The following is a 15,783-nucleotide window of genomic DNA, read 5'->3' on the forward strand; positions in this document are numbered from 1 at the left end:
CCGTCGTGCCGTGCCCGTCGTGCCGTGCCCGTCGTGCCGTGCCCGTCGTGCCGTGCCCGTCGTGCCGTGCCCGTCGTGCCGTGCCCGTCGTGCCGTGCCCGTCGTGCCGCGCCCGTCGTGCCGCGCCCACACCCGCCCATGCCCGTGCCCGCCCGTGCGGCGCCCGGCAAGATCCACGCAACATCAGGGATAGTGCTGGCTCAGCCCAGCCGGAGGCAGCACTATCCCTGATGTTGCGGGCGGAATCGAGGGGCGGGGGTGGAGTGCGGGCCGAGGCAAAGCGGGGGGAGTGCGGGGCGGAGTGTTGAGGTCGGGATGGGCTTTGGTGTCCCGGCGGGGCGTCCAGCCGCAAGATCGCGCGATACCCAAGACGTAGGGGCATCCGGCACACGTGGGCACCACTACATCCAGGATCGAGCACGATCTTGGGATGCGCGTGGACCGTGCGACTGATGCGCGCGGTTGGTCGGCCGGGCTGGACGGGACCCGGTGGGCGAGGGCCGGCGGGGCGAGGACCTGGTGGGGCGAGGGCCCGGCGGGTCAGATGGTGAGGTCGGCGGTGGGGCGGGACGGGCCGTCGCCGGCGAGGCGGAAGGAGTCGGTGCCGGCCGGTTCGACAAGCCCGTCCTGCACCAGCCCGGCCAGGGCACGGGCGCGCTGCACGTCATCGGTCCAGACCTGGTCCAGCCGTTCGTGCGGCACCGGACCGGTGGCCTCCCGGAGCACCCCGAGCAGCAGGCCGCGTACCTGTCGGTCGGTGCCCGCGTACCGCTGGGGTCGGCGGGTTGGTCCCGTTGGGGCCTCCTGGCCGGAGGCCCGCCACGCGCAGGTCGACTCGACCGGGCAGGCCGTGCAGCGCGGCGACCGGGCGGTGCAGATGACCGCGCCCAGTTCCATGAATGCGGCGCTGGCCAGCGCCGCCGCGGCCGGTTCCGTCGGGAGTAGCTCTTCGGTGGCGACCAGGTCGGCTGGCCGGGTGGCCGGCCCGGCGTCCGGCTCGCCGGCTACCGCCCGGCAGACGACCCGCCGCACGTTGGTGTCGACCACCGGGTGTCGTTGCCCGTATGCGAAAGCGGCCACCGCCCGCGCCGTGTAGGTGCCGACTCCCGGCAGGGCCAGCAGCTGCTCCAGGCGGTCTGGCACCCGGCCGCCGTGCCGGTCGACGATCGCGACCGCGCATTCCCGCAGCCGGACCGCCCGACGGGGGTAACCGAGGCGTCCCCACATCCGGATCGCCTCGGCGGGGGTGTCCGCCGCCAATGCTGCTGGCTCCGGCCAGCGAGCAAGCCACGCCTGCCAGGCCGGCACCACCCGGACCACTGGTGTCTGTTGGAGCATGACCTCGCTGACCAGGATGGCCCACGGGCTGGTGCCCGGCGCACGCCAGGGGAGGTCACGGGCGTGTTGCTGGAACCATCGGCTGACCACTGTGGCGAAATCGGGTTGAGTCATGGCGTCGTCGATGATGTCACGCGCCACGGTCCCGCTGGGTGGGCGGCTCGGGCGGGGTGTCACGGCGGTGCCCCCCGGGTCGGAGAGAATGCGCGGATGAACGAGCTCGCGATCACCGTCATCGGTCGGGACCGGCCGGGCATCGTGGCCGACGTCGCCGAGGTGCTGGCTCGACTGGGCGCGAACCTCACCGACAGCACGATGACGCGGCTGCGGGGTCATTTCGCGATGACCCTGATCTGCACCGGGCCGGCGGCCGCCGCCGAGGTTGAGGCCGCGCTGGCGCCGCTGGCCGCCGAGGGTCAACTGCTGGCGACGGTACGCGCGGTCACGCCCGACAGCGAGGTGCCCGCGGCGGGTGAGCCGTACGTGCTGGCGGTGCACGGTTCGGACCGGATGGGCATCGTCGCGGCGATGACCCGGGTGCTTGTCGACGCGGGCGGAAATGTCACAGACCTGAGCACCCGGTTGGCGGGTTCGCTCTACGTGGTGCTGGCCGAGGTCGAGTTGCCGGCCGGCGTGGCTGACGCACTGGTGGACCGGCTGCATCGGACGGCTGCCGAGCTGGGCGTGGAGGTCACGCTCCGGCCGGCCGACCCGGATCTGTTGTGAGCGGCGCGGAGAGCGTGCCGGCCGCAGAGACGTACGCCGGCCTGGGCGGCTGGACACCGGAGGCGTTGGTCGTGTCGGGGGCGGTGCGTGCGGTGCTGTCCGCCCCGCATCAGGTGTTGAGTCGGGCCGCCGGAGAGGTCGATCCGACGGCGGACGAGACGGTCCAGCTCGCGGCCGATCTGGTCGCGACGATGCGGGTTTCGCCGGGCTGTGTGGGGTTGGCCGCGCCGCAGGTCGGGGTGGGTGCTCAGGTCTTCGCCGTCGACGTGACCGGGCACCCGAAGGCGGTGACGGTGCACGGGACCTTCGTGTTGTGCAATGCCCGCGTGGTGGAGGCGACCCGGTGGAAACCGGGCCGGGAGGGTTGCATGTCGGTGCCGGACCTGACCGGTGACGTGAAGCGGGCCAGCCGGCTGGTGGTGGAGGGTGACCTGCCGGGCACTGGCGGGCCGGTCCGGTTGGTGACCGACGGTTTCGAGGCGCGGGCGTTGCAGCACGAGATCGACCACTGCTCGGGGCTGCTCTTTCTGGATCGGGTGGCCGGTGCGCACGCCGTCTATCAGCGCAAGGTCTACCTCTGAGCGGGTGTCGGACGAGCGGGGTGTCCGTCCTGAGTGGAGGTTCGGGTCCGCGTCCCGGCGGGGCTCCGGCGCGTCGCGCCGCACTGGCGGGGGCAGCGCGGCTACGGTGGGGGGCATCATGCGTCTGACGGTCGGCCCCCTGCCACCCGCCGTGTACTGGCGGCGTCGCGTCGTCGTACTCGGAGCGGGGTTTCTCTTCCTGATTGTCCTGCTCTACTCCTGCACCGGCTCGGGTCGCTCCGACGACGACCGGAAGGCGGCGGGGTCGCCGACGGCCACACCCACCGGGGCGACCGGTCCGGTGCTGACGCCACAGACCGGGACCCCACCGCCGTCCGCGTCCGCCGACGCGGGCGCGACGGGTGGGACGAACCCGAGCCCCGCGATCACCAGCAATGAGCCTCCGCCGGGCGCGGTGGGCGGTTCGGTGGACGACGGCACCTGCACCGACGCGGAGATCCGCGTGGTCTCGATGGCGAGTCCGGCCGCGGTCCAGCGTGGGGCGGTGGTCGACCTGCAACTTAAGATCAAAAACACGTCGGACCGGACGTGCAGCCGCAACGTCGGCGCCGACCTGCAGGAGATCTTCATCAAGTCCGGTGCCGAGAAGATCTGGTCCTCGGACACCTGCGGCAAGGTCCAGGGCTCGGACGTGCAGTCCTTCACGCCGAACTTCGAGCGCTCCTACGAGGTGGCGTGGAACGGGCGGGACACCAGCCGGTGCGACGGCAGCGGGCTGGCCGCCGGGCCGTTTCCACCGCTCGGCGCGTACGAGGTGTTCGCCCGGGTCGGCACGAAGCTCAGCGCGCCGGTGAAGCTCACCGTCACCGGCTGAGCCGGATCAGACGTACCGTTCCAGGATCGACGCCTCGGCGAGCCGGGACAGCCCTTCACGGACGCCGCGCGCCCGGGCGTCACCGACCCCTTCGACGGCCTGCAGATCCTCCACTGTCGCGCCGAGCAGCCGTTGCAGGCTGCCGAAGTGCACCACCAGGCGGTCGACCACCGCCACCGGCAGCCGTGGCACCTTGGCCAGCAGTCGGAAGCCGCGAGGGCTGACCGCCGCGTCCAGCGCGTCGGACGCGGCCGGGTAGCCGATCGCCTTGGCCACCGCCACCAGATCGATCAATTCGGTGGCACCGAGCAGGTCCAGCTCGACAAGTGCCTCGTCCAGGGTGCGCGACTTGCGGCCGACCGGGAGATAGTCCCGGATGACCAGCGTCCGGTCGGCGTCCACGCCGGCCATCAGCTCGTCGAGTTGCAGGGCCAGCAGGCGGCCGTCGGTGCCCAGCTCGACCACGTAACCGGCGATCTCGTCGGCGATCCGGCGAACCATCTCCAGGCGCTGCACAACGGCCACCGCGTCCCGTACGGTGACCAGATCCTCGATCTCCAGTGCGGAGAGCGTGCCGGAGACCTCGTCGAGCCGGAGCTTGTAGCGCTCCAGGGTGGCGAGCGCCTGGTTGGCGCGGGAGAGGATCGCCGCCGAGTCGTCGAGCACGTGCCGTTGGCCGTTGACGTAGAGGCTGATGATCCGCATGGACTGGCTGACCGAGATGACCGGGTAGCCGGTCTGTCGGGCCACCCGTTCGGCGGTGCGGTGCCGGGTGCCGGACTCTTCGGTCGGGATGGACGGGTCGGGCATCAGGTGCACGGCGGCCCGGACGATCTTGGTGCCGTCGCTGGAGAGCACGACGGCGCCGTCCATCTTGCACAACTCCCGAACCCGGGTCGCGGAGAACTCCACGTCCAGCGCGAAGCCGCCGGTGCACAGGCCCTCGACGACCTTGTCGTAGCCCAGCACGATGAGCGCGCCGGTGCGGCCGCGCAGGATGCGCTCCAAACCGTCGCGCAGGGCGGTGCCAGGGGCCATCAGGGCGAGGTTGGCCCGCAGCGGATCCCCGGCGCTCCCGGCGGCTCCCGCCGTCACGCTCACGCTGATCGGGCGGGCGGGCGAGCCCACGGCGCCGGTGCGGGCCTGGGGCGGCGCGCCGGCTGGCTTGGTGGTATCGCGGTCGATCGGCACGGACACAGTCTACGGACTGCCGTGCGGTGGGTGCTGTCGTGGTTACTGTGATGTGTCACGATGCGGCCCTTCCAACCCGTTTCCCGGTTGCGACCTGCTGTCCGGTTTTGCCGTCCCCGTCGGCACGGTGGGTCACTCGCCGGACGCGCGGGCCGCATGGTGCAGCGCGGAACGGACGTCCGTGACCTCGGTCACCCGTATCTGCTCGGGACCGGCGCCGGTGCTGGCCGGACCACAACCGGGCGGCACCAGGGCCACCTTGAACCCCAGACGGGCCGCCTCGGCCAGCCGGCGCGGCACCGCCCCGACCCGGCGCACCTCGCCGGTCAGACCCACCTCGCCGATCGCCACCAGGTGCGGCGCGATGGCCAGGTTGAGCCCGCCGGAGGCGACCGCCAACGCGACCGCCAGGTCTGCGGCCGGCTCCACCACCCGGATGCCGCCGACCGTGGCGGCGAAGACCTCCCGGTCGTGCAGGGTCAGCCGCTCGGTGCGCCGTTGCAGCACCGCCAGCACCATCGCCAGTCGCGCCGAGTCGAGACCGGAGACGGTGCGCCGGGGAGAACCGGCCACCGTCGCGCCGATCAGCGCCTGCACCTCGGTGACCAGGGCCCGCCGCCCCTCCATGGCCACCGTGACGCAGGTGCCCGGGACCGGCTCCGCGTATCGGGTCAGGAACAGCCCGGAAGGATCGGCCAGGCTGCTGATGCCGCCCTCGTGCATCTCGAAGCAGCCGACCTCGTCGGCCGCGCCGAACCGGTTCTTCACACCGCGCACCAGGCGCAGCGAGGAGTGCTTGTCACCCTCGAAGTGCAACACCACGTCGACCAGGTGCTCCAGCACCCGAGGCCCGGCCACCTGGCCGTCCTTTGTGACGTGCCCGACCAGCACGGTGGCGATGCCCCGCTCCTTGGCGACCGAGACCAGCGCGGCGGTGACCGCGCGCACCTGGGTCACCCCGCCGGGCACCCCCTCGGTGCCGGTGGTCGAGATGGTCTGCACCGAGTCGAGCACCAGCAGGCCCGGTTTGACCGCGTCGAGGTGACCGAGCACCGACGCCAGGTCGCTCTCCGCCGCGAGGTAGAGCTGGTCGTGCAGGGTGCCCATCCGTTCGGCACGCAACCGCACCTGACTGACCGACTCTTCCCCACTGACCACCAGCGAAGGGCTGCCGGAGCCGACCGCCCACTGCTGGGCCACGTCCAGCAGCAGGGTCGACTTGCCCACCCCGGGCTCGCCGGCGAGCAGCACCACGGCACCCGGCACCAGGCCGCCGCCGAGCACCCGGTCGAGCTCACTCACGCCGGTGGGGCGTGCGCGGGCCGGGGCGGCGCTGATGGTGGCGATCGGGCGGGCCGGCTCGGCCGGTATCCGGGAGCTGACCACCCGACCGGACACGGTCGGGCCGGTCACAGTGCTCTCGACCACCGCGCCCCACTCGCCGCACTCCGGGCAGCGCCCCACCCACTTGGGCGGCTGGTGCCCGCAGGCGTCGCACTCGTAGGCGGGACGCGGCTCGCGGGCGGCGGACCGGCCACGGGCGGCACCGGCCGTGCCGCCACGCGAAGGGGTCGATCGGGAGGTGGTCACATCAGGACGCTAGCCCTCTCGTACGACGAAAACACCCCGGCGTGGTGGTCACCACGCCGGGGCGTCTGTCGATGCGGAGGTCGTGTCACTCGTGGGTGGTGCCGCCCTCGTCGCCCTCGTAGCCGCCCTCGCGTTCGATGATCGGCGAGGGAGGCGCCGCCGGGGTGAGCGGCACCGCGATCGGCGCCTGGCCGGTCACCGTGTTGCCGTTGCCAAAGTCGAAGGTCACCGCGACGTTCTGACCGGAGCGCAGCGCCTCGGTCAGGCCGATCAGCCGGAGCTGCGAGGTGGCCTCGGAGTTGAGCTGGAGGTAGCTCAGCGGCGCCAGCTCGATCCGGGCCAGCTGACCGGGGGCGGCCGGGCTGGCCGAGCCCGACGCCCGCGCCGACTCCGGGGCGGACGGCGTGGCCGAGGACGACCCGGTCTCGGACGGGGTCGCCGACGGGCTGGCCGAGCGCGAGGCGGGGGTCGACGGGCGCTGCGAGCCGGACGGCGACGCGCTGGCCGGGGCGGACGCGCTGGCGGAGGCGGACTCCGAGGCGGACGGCAACGCGCTCGCCGAGCCTCCGCTGATCCGCACCTCGCGAGCGCTCTCGGTGGTGACGGTGACGGTGACCGTCTGCTTGGAGTCGTTGTAGATCACGGCGTTCAGCGGAGCGTCCTGCCCGGCCTTGTAACCCTCGGTGCCCGGAAAGTCCACAAGCAGACCGCGCACGGAGAAGGAACCGTTGTTGGTCGTGAGGTTGACGCCCTGGACCGACGGCTCCTTCAAGGCGGTCTCGGCGATCTGACCGGTGCCGCATCCGGACGCCAGCAGGCCGGTTGCCGCAATCCCGGACAGCAACAGGGCCGCCCGCCGGGATCCCCTGATCGAGCGCGTCACGTCGGTCCTCCTCGTCACAATCCCCACCCGGGCCGCACGCCGGGCACGGTGGCCATACCCGCGCAGACCGCGCTCCAGGGTAGTTGGGGCTGATCGAGGGCCGCACGCGGACCCGGCAATGCCACCTGGCCGGGTGCCGCTCACACCACCCGACCGCTCGCCACCAGCAGGACCACGTCGATCAGGGCCACCAGCATGACGGCCCGGAAGGCCGCCACCGGCCGCCGGCCGGCCCGGACCGCCGAGCGTCCGGCGTACCAGCCCAGGGCCGGCACCACGGCGGCCGTGCCGACCGCGGCCAGCCCGATGGCCGACGGCGGCCCGGGTGGTCCGAGGACCAGGGTCGCGGTCGCCGCGAGCAGCAGACCGGCCGCCGCCGCCCGGCTCCCGGCGGACCCCAGCCGATGTGGCAGGCCGCGCACCCCGGTCCGGGCGTCGTCGGCCAGGTCGGGCAGCACGTTGGCGAAGTGCGCGCCGGCCCCCAGGCAGGCCGCCGCCACCAACAGCCAGGCGGGTGGGGTCGGCTGGCCGGGCAGCGCGAGCACCACGAAGGCGGGCAGCGCGCCGAAGGAGACGGCATACGGCACCACCGAGAAGGCGGTGGCCTTGAGCGGCCAGTCGTAGAGCAGCGCCGAGACCAGGGCGACCGTCAACCAGAACGCCGCCGTCGGGTTCGTGGTCAGCGCCAGCAGTGGACAGGCCACCGCGGCCGCCACCGCGGCCCAGGCCGTGGTGCGCCGGCCGACCGCGCCGGCGGCGACCGGTTTGTCGGTACGCCCCACCGTGGCGTCCCGCTCGGCGTCCAGTGCGTCGTTGGTCCAGCCCACGGCGAGCTGGCTGGCCAGCACGGCGAGCACCACCGAGACGATTCCGGACGGCCGGTGCCCCGCTCCCCACGCCAGCAGACCGGCGACCGTGGTCACCGCCGCGGCCGGTTCCGGATGGCTCGCCCTGACCAGCCCTAACACCCTCGGCGACATAAGGGAAGTCTGGTCGTTACCGAGCAGTCGTGCCACTCTCGGTGCCATGCGAGACGTGGCTGCGTCCGCGGCGTCCACCGGCCCCCGGGTGCTGCCGCGAAACGACCCGCGCCAGTACGACGACCTGGCCGGTGAGTGGTGGCGGCCGGATGGCGCGTTCGCGATGCTGCACTGGCTGGCCGCGGCCCGCGCGGCGCTGGTGCCACCGGCGACCCGCCCCGACGAGCTGCTTGTGGATCTGGGGTGCGGTGCCGGCCTGCTCGCGCCGCACCTGACCGGCAAGGGCTACCGCCACGTCGGTGTGGATCTGACCCGCTCGGCGTTGCTGCAGGCAGCCGAGCACGGGGTACGCGCTGTCCAGGGTGATGCGACAGCGGTCCCGCTCACGGACGGTTGCGCCGACGTGGTCTCCGCGGGCGAGTTGCTGGAGCATGTGCCGGCCTGGCCGCGGGTGGTTGCCGAGGCGTGCCGGCTGCTGCGTCCGGGTGGCCTGTTGGTGCTGGACACCCTGAACGACACGGCGCTGGCCCGGCTCGTCGCGGTACGGATCGCCGAGCGGCTGCCGACGGTGCCGCGCGGCATCCACGATCCACTGTTGTTCGTGGATGCTCGGACGTTGGTCGCCGAGTGCGCTCGGCACGGCGTCGACCTGCGGGTGCGCGGCATCCGTCCGCAGGTGGGCGGCCTGGTCGCCTGGTTGCTGCGGCGAGCCCGTGCGGGCCGGCCGGGCACGACGCCGGCCGGCCGCAGTCCGCGCATCGTGCCGACCCGGTCCACCGCCGTGCTCTACCAGGGGTGGGGGGTCCGAAACGGATAGTCCGGGCCGTGGCGGGGTACGGCACTGGTAAGAGGGAGGCGACATGACGGTGCACGCGCTTGAGGCGGCCCGCCGGTTGGCGCCGCGGTTCGCCGCGCGCGCCGCGGAGCACGACCGGGACGGTTCCTTTCCGGTGGACGACTTCCGTGATCTGCGGGAGGCTGGCCTGTTCGGGTTGCTGGTGCCCCGCGCGTTGGGAGGCATGGGGGCGACCTTCGCCGAGTACACCGCAGTGGCCACTGAGCTTGCCCGGGGCAACGGGGCGACCGCCCTGGTGTTCAACATGCACGCCTCGGTGACCGGCGCGCTGGGGGCGGTGACCGAGGAGCTGGCCGAGGCGTTGGGCGTCCCGGACGAGGCCCTGGCCGCCCGGGACCGCCTGCTCACCGCCGCCGCGGAGGGCTCCTGGTACGCGGTCGCGATGAGCGAGCGTGGGGCCGGCGCCCGGCTGTCCCAACTGAGTACGGTCTACGAGGCCACCGACGAGGGCTGGCATCTCAAGGGCAGCAAGACCTTCTGTTCCGGTGCCGGGCACGCCGACGGCTATCTGGTGGCGGCGCGCAGCGTGGCCGACCAGTCGGTGGTCTCGCAGTTCCTGGTGCCGGCCGGCGACGGCCTGACCGTGGAGCCGACCTGGGATGCGCTCGGCATGCGCGCCACCTCCTCACACGATCTGCACCTGGACGTCACGGTGCCCACGGACCGGCTGCTCGGCGGGGTCGAGGGTCTGGCGTTGGTGGTCGCCCAGTTGATGCCGCACTGGCTGGTGGCCAGCTACGCGGCCGTCTACGTGGGGGTGGCCCGGGCGGCGATCGACGCGGCGGCCGAGCATCTCAACGAGCGCAGGTTGGCCGGTCTGCCGGCGGTGCGGGCCCGGTTGGGTCGTGCGGACGCGGCGACGGCCGCCGCGCAGTTGGTGGTCGCCGAGGCGGCCCGTCGGGTGGACGAGGCGCCGGGCGACGCGGAGACCAACCGCTGGGTGTGGCGGGCGAAGCTGCTGGCCGGCACCACGGCCGCCGAGGTGGCGGCGTCGGTGCTGGAGGCGGCGGGCACCTCGGCGACCCGTCGTGGTCACCCGTTGGAGCGGCTCTACCGGGATGCCCGCTGCGGCTCACTGCACCCGGCCACGTCGGACGTCTGCGCCGACTGGCTCGGCATCGCCGCGCTGGGCGGCGACCCGGATCGTGACGGATCGGCACCGCGTTGGTGAGCCGGCCGTACGGGGCTCGCAGGGAAGATGGGCCAGCCGAGGTGGCTGGTGGGACGGCCAGGGGGAGGACAGCATCTGACGAGAGGTGGGGATCGTGTCCGTACCAGTTATCGCGGGGCTCGGGACTGCGCAGCCGCCGTCCGCTTCGCAGGACGAGTTGTGGGAGGGGTTCTTCTCCCGGCACTTCTCCGGCACCACCCGGTCGTTGGCCCAACGGATCTTCGCGAACTCCGGGGTGACCCGGCGGCAGGCCGCTGTCAATCCTCTGCTGGAGGACGTCTCGGACTGGCCGACCGAGCGCCGGATGCGCCGCTACCAGGTGGAGGCGCTGCCGTTGGGCAAGGAGGCGGTGGGCCGTGCGTTGACCGCCGCCGGGTTGGGCGCCGGCGACATCGGGCTGTTCATCGTCTGCTCCTGCACCGGCTACGCCACCCCGGGGCTGGACATCCTGCTCGCCCGGGACCTCGGTATGGCGGCGGACACCCAGCGGATGTTCATCGGCCACATGGGCTGTTACGCGGCGCTGCCGGGGCTCGGCGCGGCGAGTGACTTCGTCACCGCGCGGGGGCGGCCGGCGCTGCTGCTCTGCGCGGAGCTGACCAGCCTGCACATCCAGCCGTCCAGCGCCCGGGTGGACACCCAGCAGATCGTCTCGCACGCGCTCTTCTCGGACGCCGCGGTCGCCGCCGTGGTCATGCCGGGCGGCCCGGGGTACGCGTTACGCGAGGTCACCTCGGTCACCGACACCTCGACCGCCGACCACATGACCTGGGACGTCACCGATGCCGGCTTCCGGATGGGGTTGTCGCCGAAGGTGCCGCAGGTGCTGTCGAGGCACGTGCGCGGGTTGGTCGACGAGCTGTTGGCCCGGCACGGCGTCACGAGTTCCGAGGTGGACGGTTGGGCGGTGCACCCGGGCGGGCCGCGGATCCTCAACGTGGTGGAGCGGGAGTTGGCCCTGCCCCCGCAGGGGTTGGCGGCGTCCCGGGCGACGCTCGACGAGCATGGCAACTGTTCGTCGCCGACCGTGTTGCTGATCCTGGACCGGTTGGGCCGCTCGACGCCGGCGGTTCGACGCATCGTCATGCTGGCCTTCGGCCCCGGCCTCACCCTCTACGCTGCCCTGCTCGATCGACAGGAGTGAACCTCTGCCGGCTCGGCCGGTACGCTCGATGGATGGATGCGACGGCGGACGAGCGGCTGCGCTCGGCGGTGCTGTTCGGCGCGACGGTGGCCGTCCTGGTCGCCGGTGGCTGGTGGTGGCACGTTGCCGCGCCCTCCCCGGTGGCCCGGCCGGCTGGTGCGGCGGCAACACCTGCCGTGGTGTCCAGCGTCAGCACCGCCTTGGACCGCGCCGTGGTCCGAAGTGGTGAGGTGCGCGTGCGGGTTGATGCCGAGACGGGGGAGGTCGTCCGGGCGCTGGACGCTCCGCGGGCCATGATCGACCCGGCGACCGGCGAGATCACCGACATCGAGGGTGATCCGAGCTGGCTCTTCTTCCAGGGTGAGCTGCCCTCGTTCCGCGACACAATCTGGCGGGAGCGGATGGCGCTCGTGCCGGGGCAACGGGTCGTTCGGCAGGCGGGGGGCGGCGACTCCCGTCAGTTGTTGCAGTACCGCTGCACCAGGCCGGGCACGCTGTTGGTGACACTCTTCGACGCCGAACTGGTCGGGCCGTCCGAGATCGACTGCGACGGCACGACCACCAGCGCCCAGGTGCTCTCGCACGGCAATCCGTTCCGGGTGTCGCTGTCGACGGTCGGGTTGCGCGAGATCGACGTCGAGGCGCAACTCGTCGCCCTGCCCCGTTAGCGCCGGCCCCCTGCGCGGCGGTCAGCCGGCGAGGGCGCGCAGGTCGCTCCGGTAGGAGTCGACCGTCCCCAGGTCGGGCAGCATCCGGGTCACTGTGCCGGCGCGGTCGACAAGCAGTGCGGTCAGCGTGCCGGGGCGGGCCGGTTGGCCCAGGAACGAACGCAGCCCGCCGGCGGGGTCGGCCAGTGCCCGGAGACCCTTGTCGGCCGGTGGCGGGGTCGCGACCGCCCGCCCTCCGGCGACGGTGATCACGGCAACTCCGGGGGGCGCCGCCGCCACGGCCTCGTCGATCCGCTCCGGACAGGGACAGCCGTCCACCAGGATGATCATGGCGGGCAGCAGGCCGCGCAGCGGCACCGGCGCCTGGGCGGCGTCGACCAGGTCCAGGGCGGGCAGTGCTCGGCCGGCGACGGTCGCGGGAGGCGCGTACGGGGCCGGGGTCGGGCGGTCGGTGCCCCGGTTGGCGCGGGGCCAGGCGACGGCGAGCAGGCCGCCCATCGTGGTGATCAGCGCGACCATCAGCACCAGCAGTGGCAGGGCCAGGTGGCCGGAGCGGCCACCGGCGGCCCGACGCAGCTCGCGACGAAGCTGGGCGGCCTCATCGGCGAGCGCCGAGGCGTCGTCCGGGACCACGATGCGGCCCCACTCGGGTGGTAGGCCGGGCAGACCGTCGGCTGGCCCGTGACCCTCGGCATCCGGCTTGCCCATCGGACCTCCTGGAAGGGGCTCGAGAGCGGTGTGCGGCTCGGTCTCCAGGGTCCCGCACCAGGGGCACCTCCCGCTACACCTGGGCGCATTCCCGCCGGCCGGGATACCATGGGAGGAGCGCATAGCCCTTGATCTCGACGTTCTGTTCACCCGTGCCGGGCAGTCATCCGCACGTTACGGAGCGTGTTCGAACCATTGGTTTGACCGCCTGTCAAGCTGAAGCAAGACCTCTCACAGGGCCCCTGAGCTGCGCCAACGGTCAGGACATCGGTGAGACATCGCCGCCTGACCGTGTTACCCTAGACACAGCGAAAGGGGTTTCGAACCTATGGTTTTCAGTGTCGGCGAGACCGTTGTTTACCCCCACCACGGGGCCGCACTCATCGAGGCAATCGAGACTCGGATCATCAAGGGCGAGCCTAAGAAATACCTCGTCCTGAGGGTCGCGCAGGGTGACCTGACGGTCCGGGTGCCGGCCGAGAACGCCGAGATCGTGGGCGTGCGTGAGGTGGTCGGCGAAGAGGGCCTCGGCTTGGTCTTCGACGTTCTCCGGGCTCCGCACACCGAGGAGCCGACCAACTGGTCGCGGCGTTACAAGGCCAACCTGGAAAAGCTGGCTTCCGGCAACCCGCTGAAGGTCGCCGAGGTCGTTCGCGACCTGTGGCGCCGGGAGCGGGAGCGGGGCCTCTCTGCGGGCGAGAAGCGGATGCTGGCCAAGGCCCGCGACATTCTCGTCGGCGAGGTCGCGCTGGCGGAGAAGAGCACCAAGGATGAGGCGGAGATGCTGCTCGACAAGGTCCTCACCGAGGCCTAGTCCGCAGAGCATCGTCGTCCCACCAAGTTTTGAAGAAACCACCGAGGACCGCGACGTGACCGCGCAGCTCAACCCGCGCGGTGACGTCGCGGTCCTCGTGCCTGCGGCGGGTGCCGGTGTACGGCTCGGCCCCGGCCGGCCCAAGGCGTTGCGCCTGCTCGCTGGCGAGCCGTTGTTGGTGCACGCCGTGCGTCGACTGGCCGCCGCGCCGTCGGTGCACACGATCGTGGTGGCCGCGCCGGTCGCCGACGTGCGGGCCGTCCGCGAGCTGCTGGCCCCGGTCGCACCGGTGATCGTGGTGGCCGGCGGTGCGGAACGGCAGGCGTCAGTGGCCGCCGCGTTGGCCGCGGTGCCCGCCGGCCCGACGATCGTCCTGGTGCATGACGCCGCCCGCGCGCTCACCCCACCCGAGCTCGTCGAAGCTGTCGCGGCGGCAGTTCGCGGCGGGCGGGACGCGGTGATCCCGGTGCTGCCGGTCGTCGACACGATCAAGGAGGTCGGTGCCGGCGAGGTGGTGCTCGGCACCGTCGACCGTTCCGCCCTGCGTGCGGTGCAGACCCCGCAGGGTTTCCGGCGGGCCGTGCTCAGCGCCGCGCACGCCGCGGCCGGCGACCCTCTCACCGACGACGCCGGGCTGGTCGAGAAGCAGGGCGTCGCGGTGAGCTGCGTGCCGGGCTCGGAGTACGCCCTGAAAATCACCCGGCCGTTCGACCTGGCGCTGGCCGAGCACCTGCTTGCCGCCTCCGGTTGACGCGTACCCTCTGATCATGATCGTTCCCCGGGTGGCCATCGGCACCGACGTGCACGCGTTCGAGCCGGGCCGGCCCTGCTGGGTCGCGGGCCTGCTCTGGCCCGACCAGGACGGCCTCGCCGGGCACTCGGACGCCGATGTGGCCGCGCACGCCGCCTGTAACGCGCTGCTCTCCGCCGCCGGCATCGGTGATCTCGGCTCCGCCTTCGGGGTGGGCCAGCCGGAGTGGGCCGGCGCGTCCGGGGTGGCGCTGCTGACCGAGACGGCCCGCCGGGTGCGCGCCAGCGGCCTGGAGATCGGCAATGTGTCGGTGCAGGTCATCGGCAACCGACCCAAGATCGGCCGTCGTCGGGCGGAGGCCCAGGAGGTGCTGTCCGCTGCCGTCGGCGCCCCGGTCACCGTCTCCGCCGCGACCACCGACGGGCTTGGCTTCACCGGCCGCGAGGAAGGGCTGGCCGGCGTCGCGGTGGCCCTGGTGTACGACGCGCCGGCCGCCTAAGCTCGCCGCGATGTCCAGCGACCCGGCCCCCGACCGATCCGCCGCCGACGGCTACCTCCAGCGGGCCCAACTTCTCGCCGAACTCGGCCGCCACGACGAGGCGGCCGGGGAGCTGACCTACGGGTTGGCCCTGCAACCGGATGACGTGGACGCCCTCACCACGCTGGCTCGGGTGCACCTGGCCGCCGGCCGCCCGAGCGAGGCGCTCACCGCCGCGGACACGGCAGTGGCGGCCGCACCGGAGACCCTCCCGCCGCTTGTCGCCAGGGGCATGGCGCTGGCCGACCTGGAGCGGTATGCCGAGTCGGCAGCCACCGCCGACCGGATCCTCGCCCTCGGCCCGGCCGACGCGTACGCCCAGTGGAGCGCCGCGGCGCTCCTGGCGGACGCCCGCAACGGACAGCCGGCGCTGAACGCGGCCTGGCGTGGCGTCGAACTGGCACCGGAGGAGCCGCAGGCGCACCTGGTGCTCAGCCTGGTCGCCGCCCGGCTGAACCTGTTCGACCTGGCCGAGCGGGCCTACCGGGAGGCGTTGCGGCTCGACCCGCGCGTCGCCGAGGCTGGGCACGATGTGGGTGTCCTGCGGTTGGAGCAGCGCCGCTGGTCGGACGCGTTGGCGCACATCGCCGAGACCGTGACGATCACCCCGAGCCGCGTCGACTCGCCGCGGACGCTCGCGCAGGGCCTGCACCGCCTGGTGCTCTACGGCGCGGGTTGGTCGCTGGTGTCGGCGGTGCTGGTGGCCTTCGCGGCCTCGGCGAGCGACGGGTTCTCCCGCGTCCTGGCGGTGCTCGGCGCGCTCACCGGGGGGATCGTCGTCTGGCAACTCGCGGCCCGGTTGCCGGGGCTGACCCGGACCGTCCTGCCGGCCCTGCTGCACTCGGACCGGGCGATCGCGCTGGCGATCTACGCCGTGGCCGCCGCGCCGCTGCTGCTGCTGGTGTACGCGGTGGTCGGCTCGCCGTGGCCGCTGGTGCTGGCCATCGCCGTCACCGCCGTAGCCGAGTTCGCCGTCTTCACCAGAACCGCGTTCCGCTGACCCAAGCTC

17 protein-coding genes are annotated in these 15,783 nt (G+C 73.0%); 11 read left to right on the forward strand and 6 right to left on the reverse strand.

Annotation, left to right across the window (positions count from 1 at the left end; translation table 11 throughout):
- Nucleotides 1–540: 540 nt before the first annotated feature.
- On the reverse strand, nucleotides 541–1,452 hold the full coding sequence (locus ABZU25_RS02075; RefSeq protein ID WP_355027468.1) for an A/G-specific adenine glycosylase: 912 nt from the start codon (nucleotides 1,450–1,452) through the stop codon (nucleotides 541–543).
- Between the two features lie 96 nt (nucleotides 1,453–1,548).
- On the opposite strand from ABZU25_RS02075, the gene ABZU25_RS02080 reads away from it, so the two are divergent.
- From ABZU25_RS02080 to ABZU25_RS02090, 3 genes are all read left to right on the forward strand, one after another.
- Nucleotides 1,549–2,064, forward strand: coding sequence for an ACT domain-containing protein (locus tag ABZU25_RS02080; RefSeq protein WP_355027469.1), 516 nt, complete (start codon nucleotides 1,549–1,551; stop codon nucleotides 2,062–2,064).
- Between the two features lie 14 nt (nucleotides 2,065–2,078).
- Nucleotides 2,079–2,645 carry a peptide deformylase gene (locus ABZU25_RS02085; RefSeq protein ID WP_355027736.1) on the forward strand — a complete coding sequence of 189 codons (567 nt, stop codon included), beginning with the start codon at nucleotides 2,079–2,081 and terminating at the stop codon, nucleotides 2,643–2,645.
- Nucleotides 2,646–2,763: 118 nt separating this feature from the next.
- Nucleotides 2,764–3,480 carry a hypothetical protein gene (locus ABZU25_RS02090; RefSeq protein ID WP_355027470.1) on the forward strand — a complete coding sequence of 239 codons (717 nt, stop codon included), beginning with the start codon at nucleotides 2,764–2,766 and terminating at the stop codon, nucleotides 3,478–3,480.
- Between the two features lie 6 nt (nucleotides 3,481–3,486).
- On the opposite strand, the gene disA is transcribed toward ABZU25_RS02090, so the two are convergent.
- The 4 genes from disA to ABZU25_RS02110 form a co-directional block, all read right to left on the reverse strand.
- Nucleotides 3,487–4,671, reverse strand: a complete 1,185-nt coding sequence (disA, locus tag ABZU25_RS02095; RefSeq protein WP_355027471.1) for a DNA integrity scanning diadenylate cyclase DisA — start codon at nucleotides 4,669–4,671, stop codon at nucleotides 3,487–3,489.
- 132 nt (nucleotides 4,672–4,803) lie between these two features.
- A complete protein-coding gene (gene radA, locus ABZU25_RS02100) occupies nucleotides 4,804–6,261 on the reverse strand; it encodes a DNA repair protein RadA (protein WP_355027472.1) in 1,458 nt (485 codons plus the stop codon).
- An 85-nt stretch (nucleotides 6,262–6,346) separates the two neighbouring features.
- Complete coding sequence (locus ABZU25_RS02105) at nucleotides 6,347–7,144, reverse strand: hypothetical protein (RefSeq protein ID WP_355027473.1); 798 nt, start codon at nucleotides 7,142–7,144, stop codon at nucleotides 6,347–6,349.
- A 140-nt stretch (nucleotides 7,145–7,284) separates the two neighbouring features.
- Entirely contained in the window at nucleotides 7,285–8,124 is an 840-nt protein-coding gene (locus ABZU25_RS02110) for a UbiA family prenyltransferase (protein WP_355027737.1), read from the reverse strand.
- A 46-nt stretch (nucleotides 8,125–8,170) separates the two neighbouring features.
- On the opposite strand from ABZU25_RS02110, the gene ABZU25_RS02115 reads away from it, so the two are divergent.
- The 4 genes from ABZU25_RS02115 to ABZU25_RS02130 all read left to right on the forward strand — a co-directional run bounded on the left by ABZU25_RS02115 (nucleotide 8,171) and on the right by ABZU25_RS02130 (nucleotide 11,963).
- Nucleotides 8,171–8,941 (forward strand): methyltransferase domain-containing protein, encoded by a 771-nt coding sequence (locus ABZU25_RS02115; protein ID WP_355027474.1) that lies wholly within the window; start codon nucleotides 8,171–8,173, stop codon nucleotides 8,939–8,941.
- A gap of 43 nt (nucleotides 8,942–8,984) precedes the next feature.
- Nucleotides 8,985–10,151: an acyl-CoA dehydrogenase family protein gene (locus tag ABZU25_RS02120; protein WP_355027475.1), complete on the forward strand. Its 1,167-nt coding sequence runs from the start codon at nucleotides 8,985–8,987 to the stop codon at nucleotides 10,149–10,151.
- A gap of 94 nt (nucleotides 10,152–10,245) precedes the next feature.
- Nucleotides 10,246–11,295 (forward strand): type III polyketide synthase, encoded by a 1,050-nt coding sequence (locus ABZU25_RS02125; protein ID WP_355027476.1) that lies wholly within the window; start codon nucleotides 10,246–10,248, stop codon nucleotides 11,293–11,295.
- Between the two features lie 32 nt (nucleotides 11,296–11,327).
- On the forward strand, nucleotides 11,328–11,963 hold the full coding sequence (locus tag ABZU25_RS02130) for a hypothetical protein (protein ID WP_355027477.1): 636 nt from the start codon (nucleotides 11,328–11,330) through the stop codon (nucleotides 11,961–11,963).
- Between the two features lie 21 nt (nucleotides 11,964–11,984).
- Here the strand turns inward: ABZU25_RS02130 and ABZU25_RS02135 are convergent, their stop codons facing one another.
- Nucleotides 11,985–12,671, reverse strand: a complete 687-nt coding sequence (locus tag ABZU25_RS02135) for a hypothetical protein (RefSeq protein ID WP_355027478.1) — start codon at nucleotides 12,669–12,671, stop codon at nucleotides 11,985–11,987.
- A gap of 328 nt (nucleotides 12,672–12,999) precedes the next feature.
- On the opposite strand from ABZU25_RS02135, the gene ABZU25_RS02140 reads away from it, so the two are divergent.
- The 4 genes from ABZU25_RS02140 to ABZU25_RS02155 are packed head-to-tail and all read left to right on the forward strand — an operon-like array spanning nucleotide 13,000 to nucleotide 15,774.
- Nucleotides 13,000–13,485 carry a CarD family transcriptional regulator gene (locus tag ABZU25_RS02140; protein WP_272613946.1) on the forward strand — a complete coding sequence of 162 codons (486 nt, stop codon included), beginning with the start codon at nucleotides 13,000–13,002 and terminating at the stop codon, nucleotides 13,483–13,485.
- A 55-nt stretch (nucleotides 13,486–13,540) separates the two neighbouring features.
- Entirely contained in the window at nucleotides 13,541–14,236 is a 696-nt protein-coding gene (ispD, locus tag ABZU25_RS02145) for a 2-C-methyl-D-erythritol 4-phosphate cytidylyltransferase (RefSeq protein WP_355027479.1), read from the forward strand.
- Nucleotides 14,237–14,249: 13 nt separating this feature from the next.
- On the forward strand, nucleotides 14,250–14,735 hold the full coding sequence (ispF, locus tag ABZU25_RS02150) for a 2-C-methyl-D-erythritol 2,4-cyclodiphosphate synthase (RefSeq protein ID WP_355027738.1): 486 nt from the start codon (nucleotides 14,250–14,252) through the stop codon (nucleotides 14,733–14,735).
- Nucleotides 14,736–14,745: 10 nt separating this feature from the next.
- Nucleotides 14,746–15,774 (forward strand): tetratricopeptide repeat protein, encoded by a 1,029-nt coding sequence (locus tag ABZU25_RS02155; RefSeq protein ID WP_355027480.1) that lies wholly within the window; start codon nucleotides 14,746–14,748, stop codon nucleotides 15,772–15,774.
- The last annotated feature ends 9 nt before the right edge of the window (nucleotides 15,775–15,783 follow it).

Source organism: Micromonospora sp. NPDC005215 (assembly GCF_040607915.1).
Taxonomy (GTDB): Bacteria; Actinomycetota; Actinomycetes; order Mycobacteriales; family Micromonosporaceae; genus Micromonospora.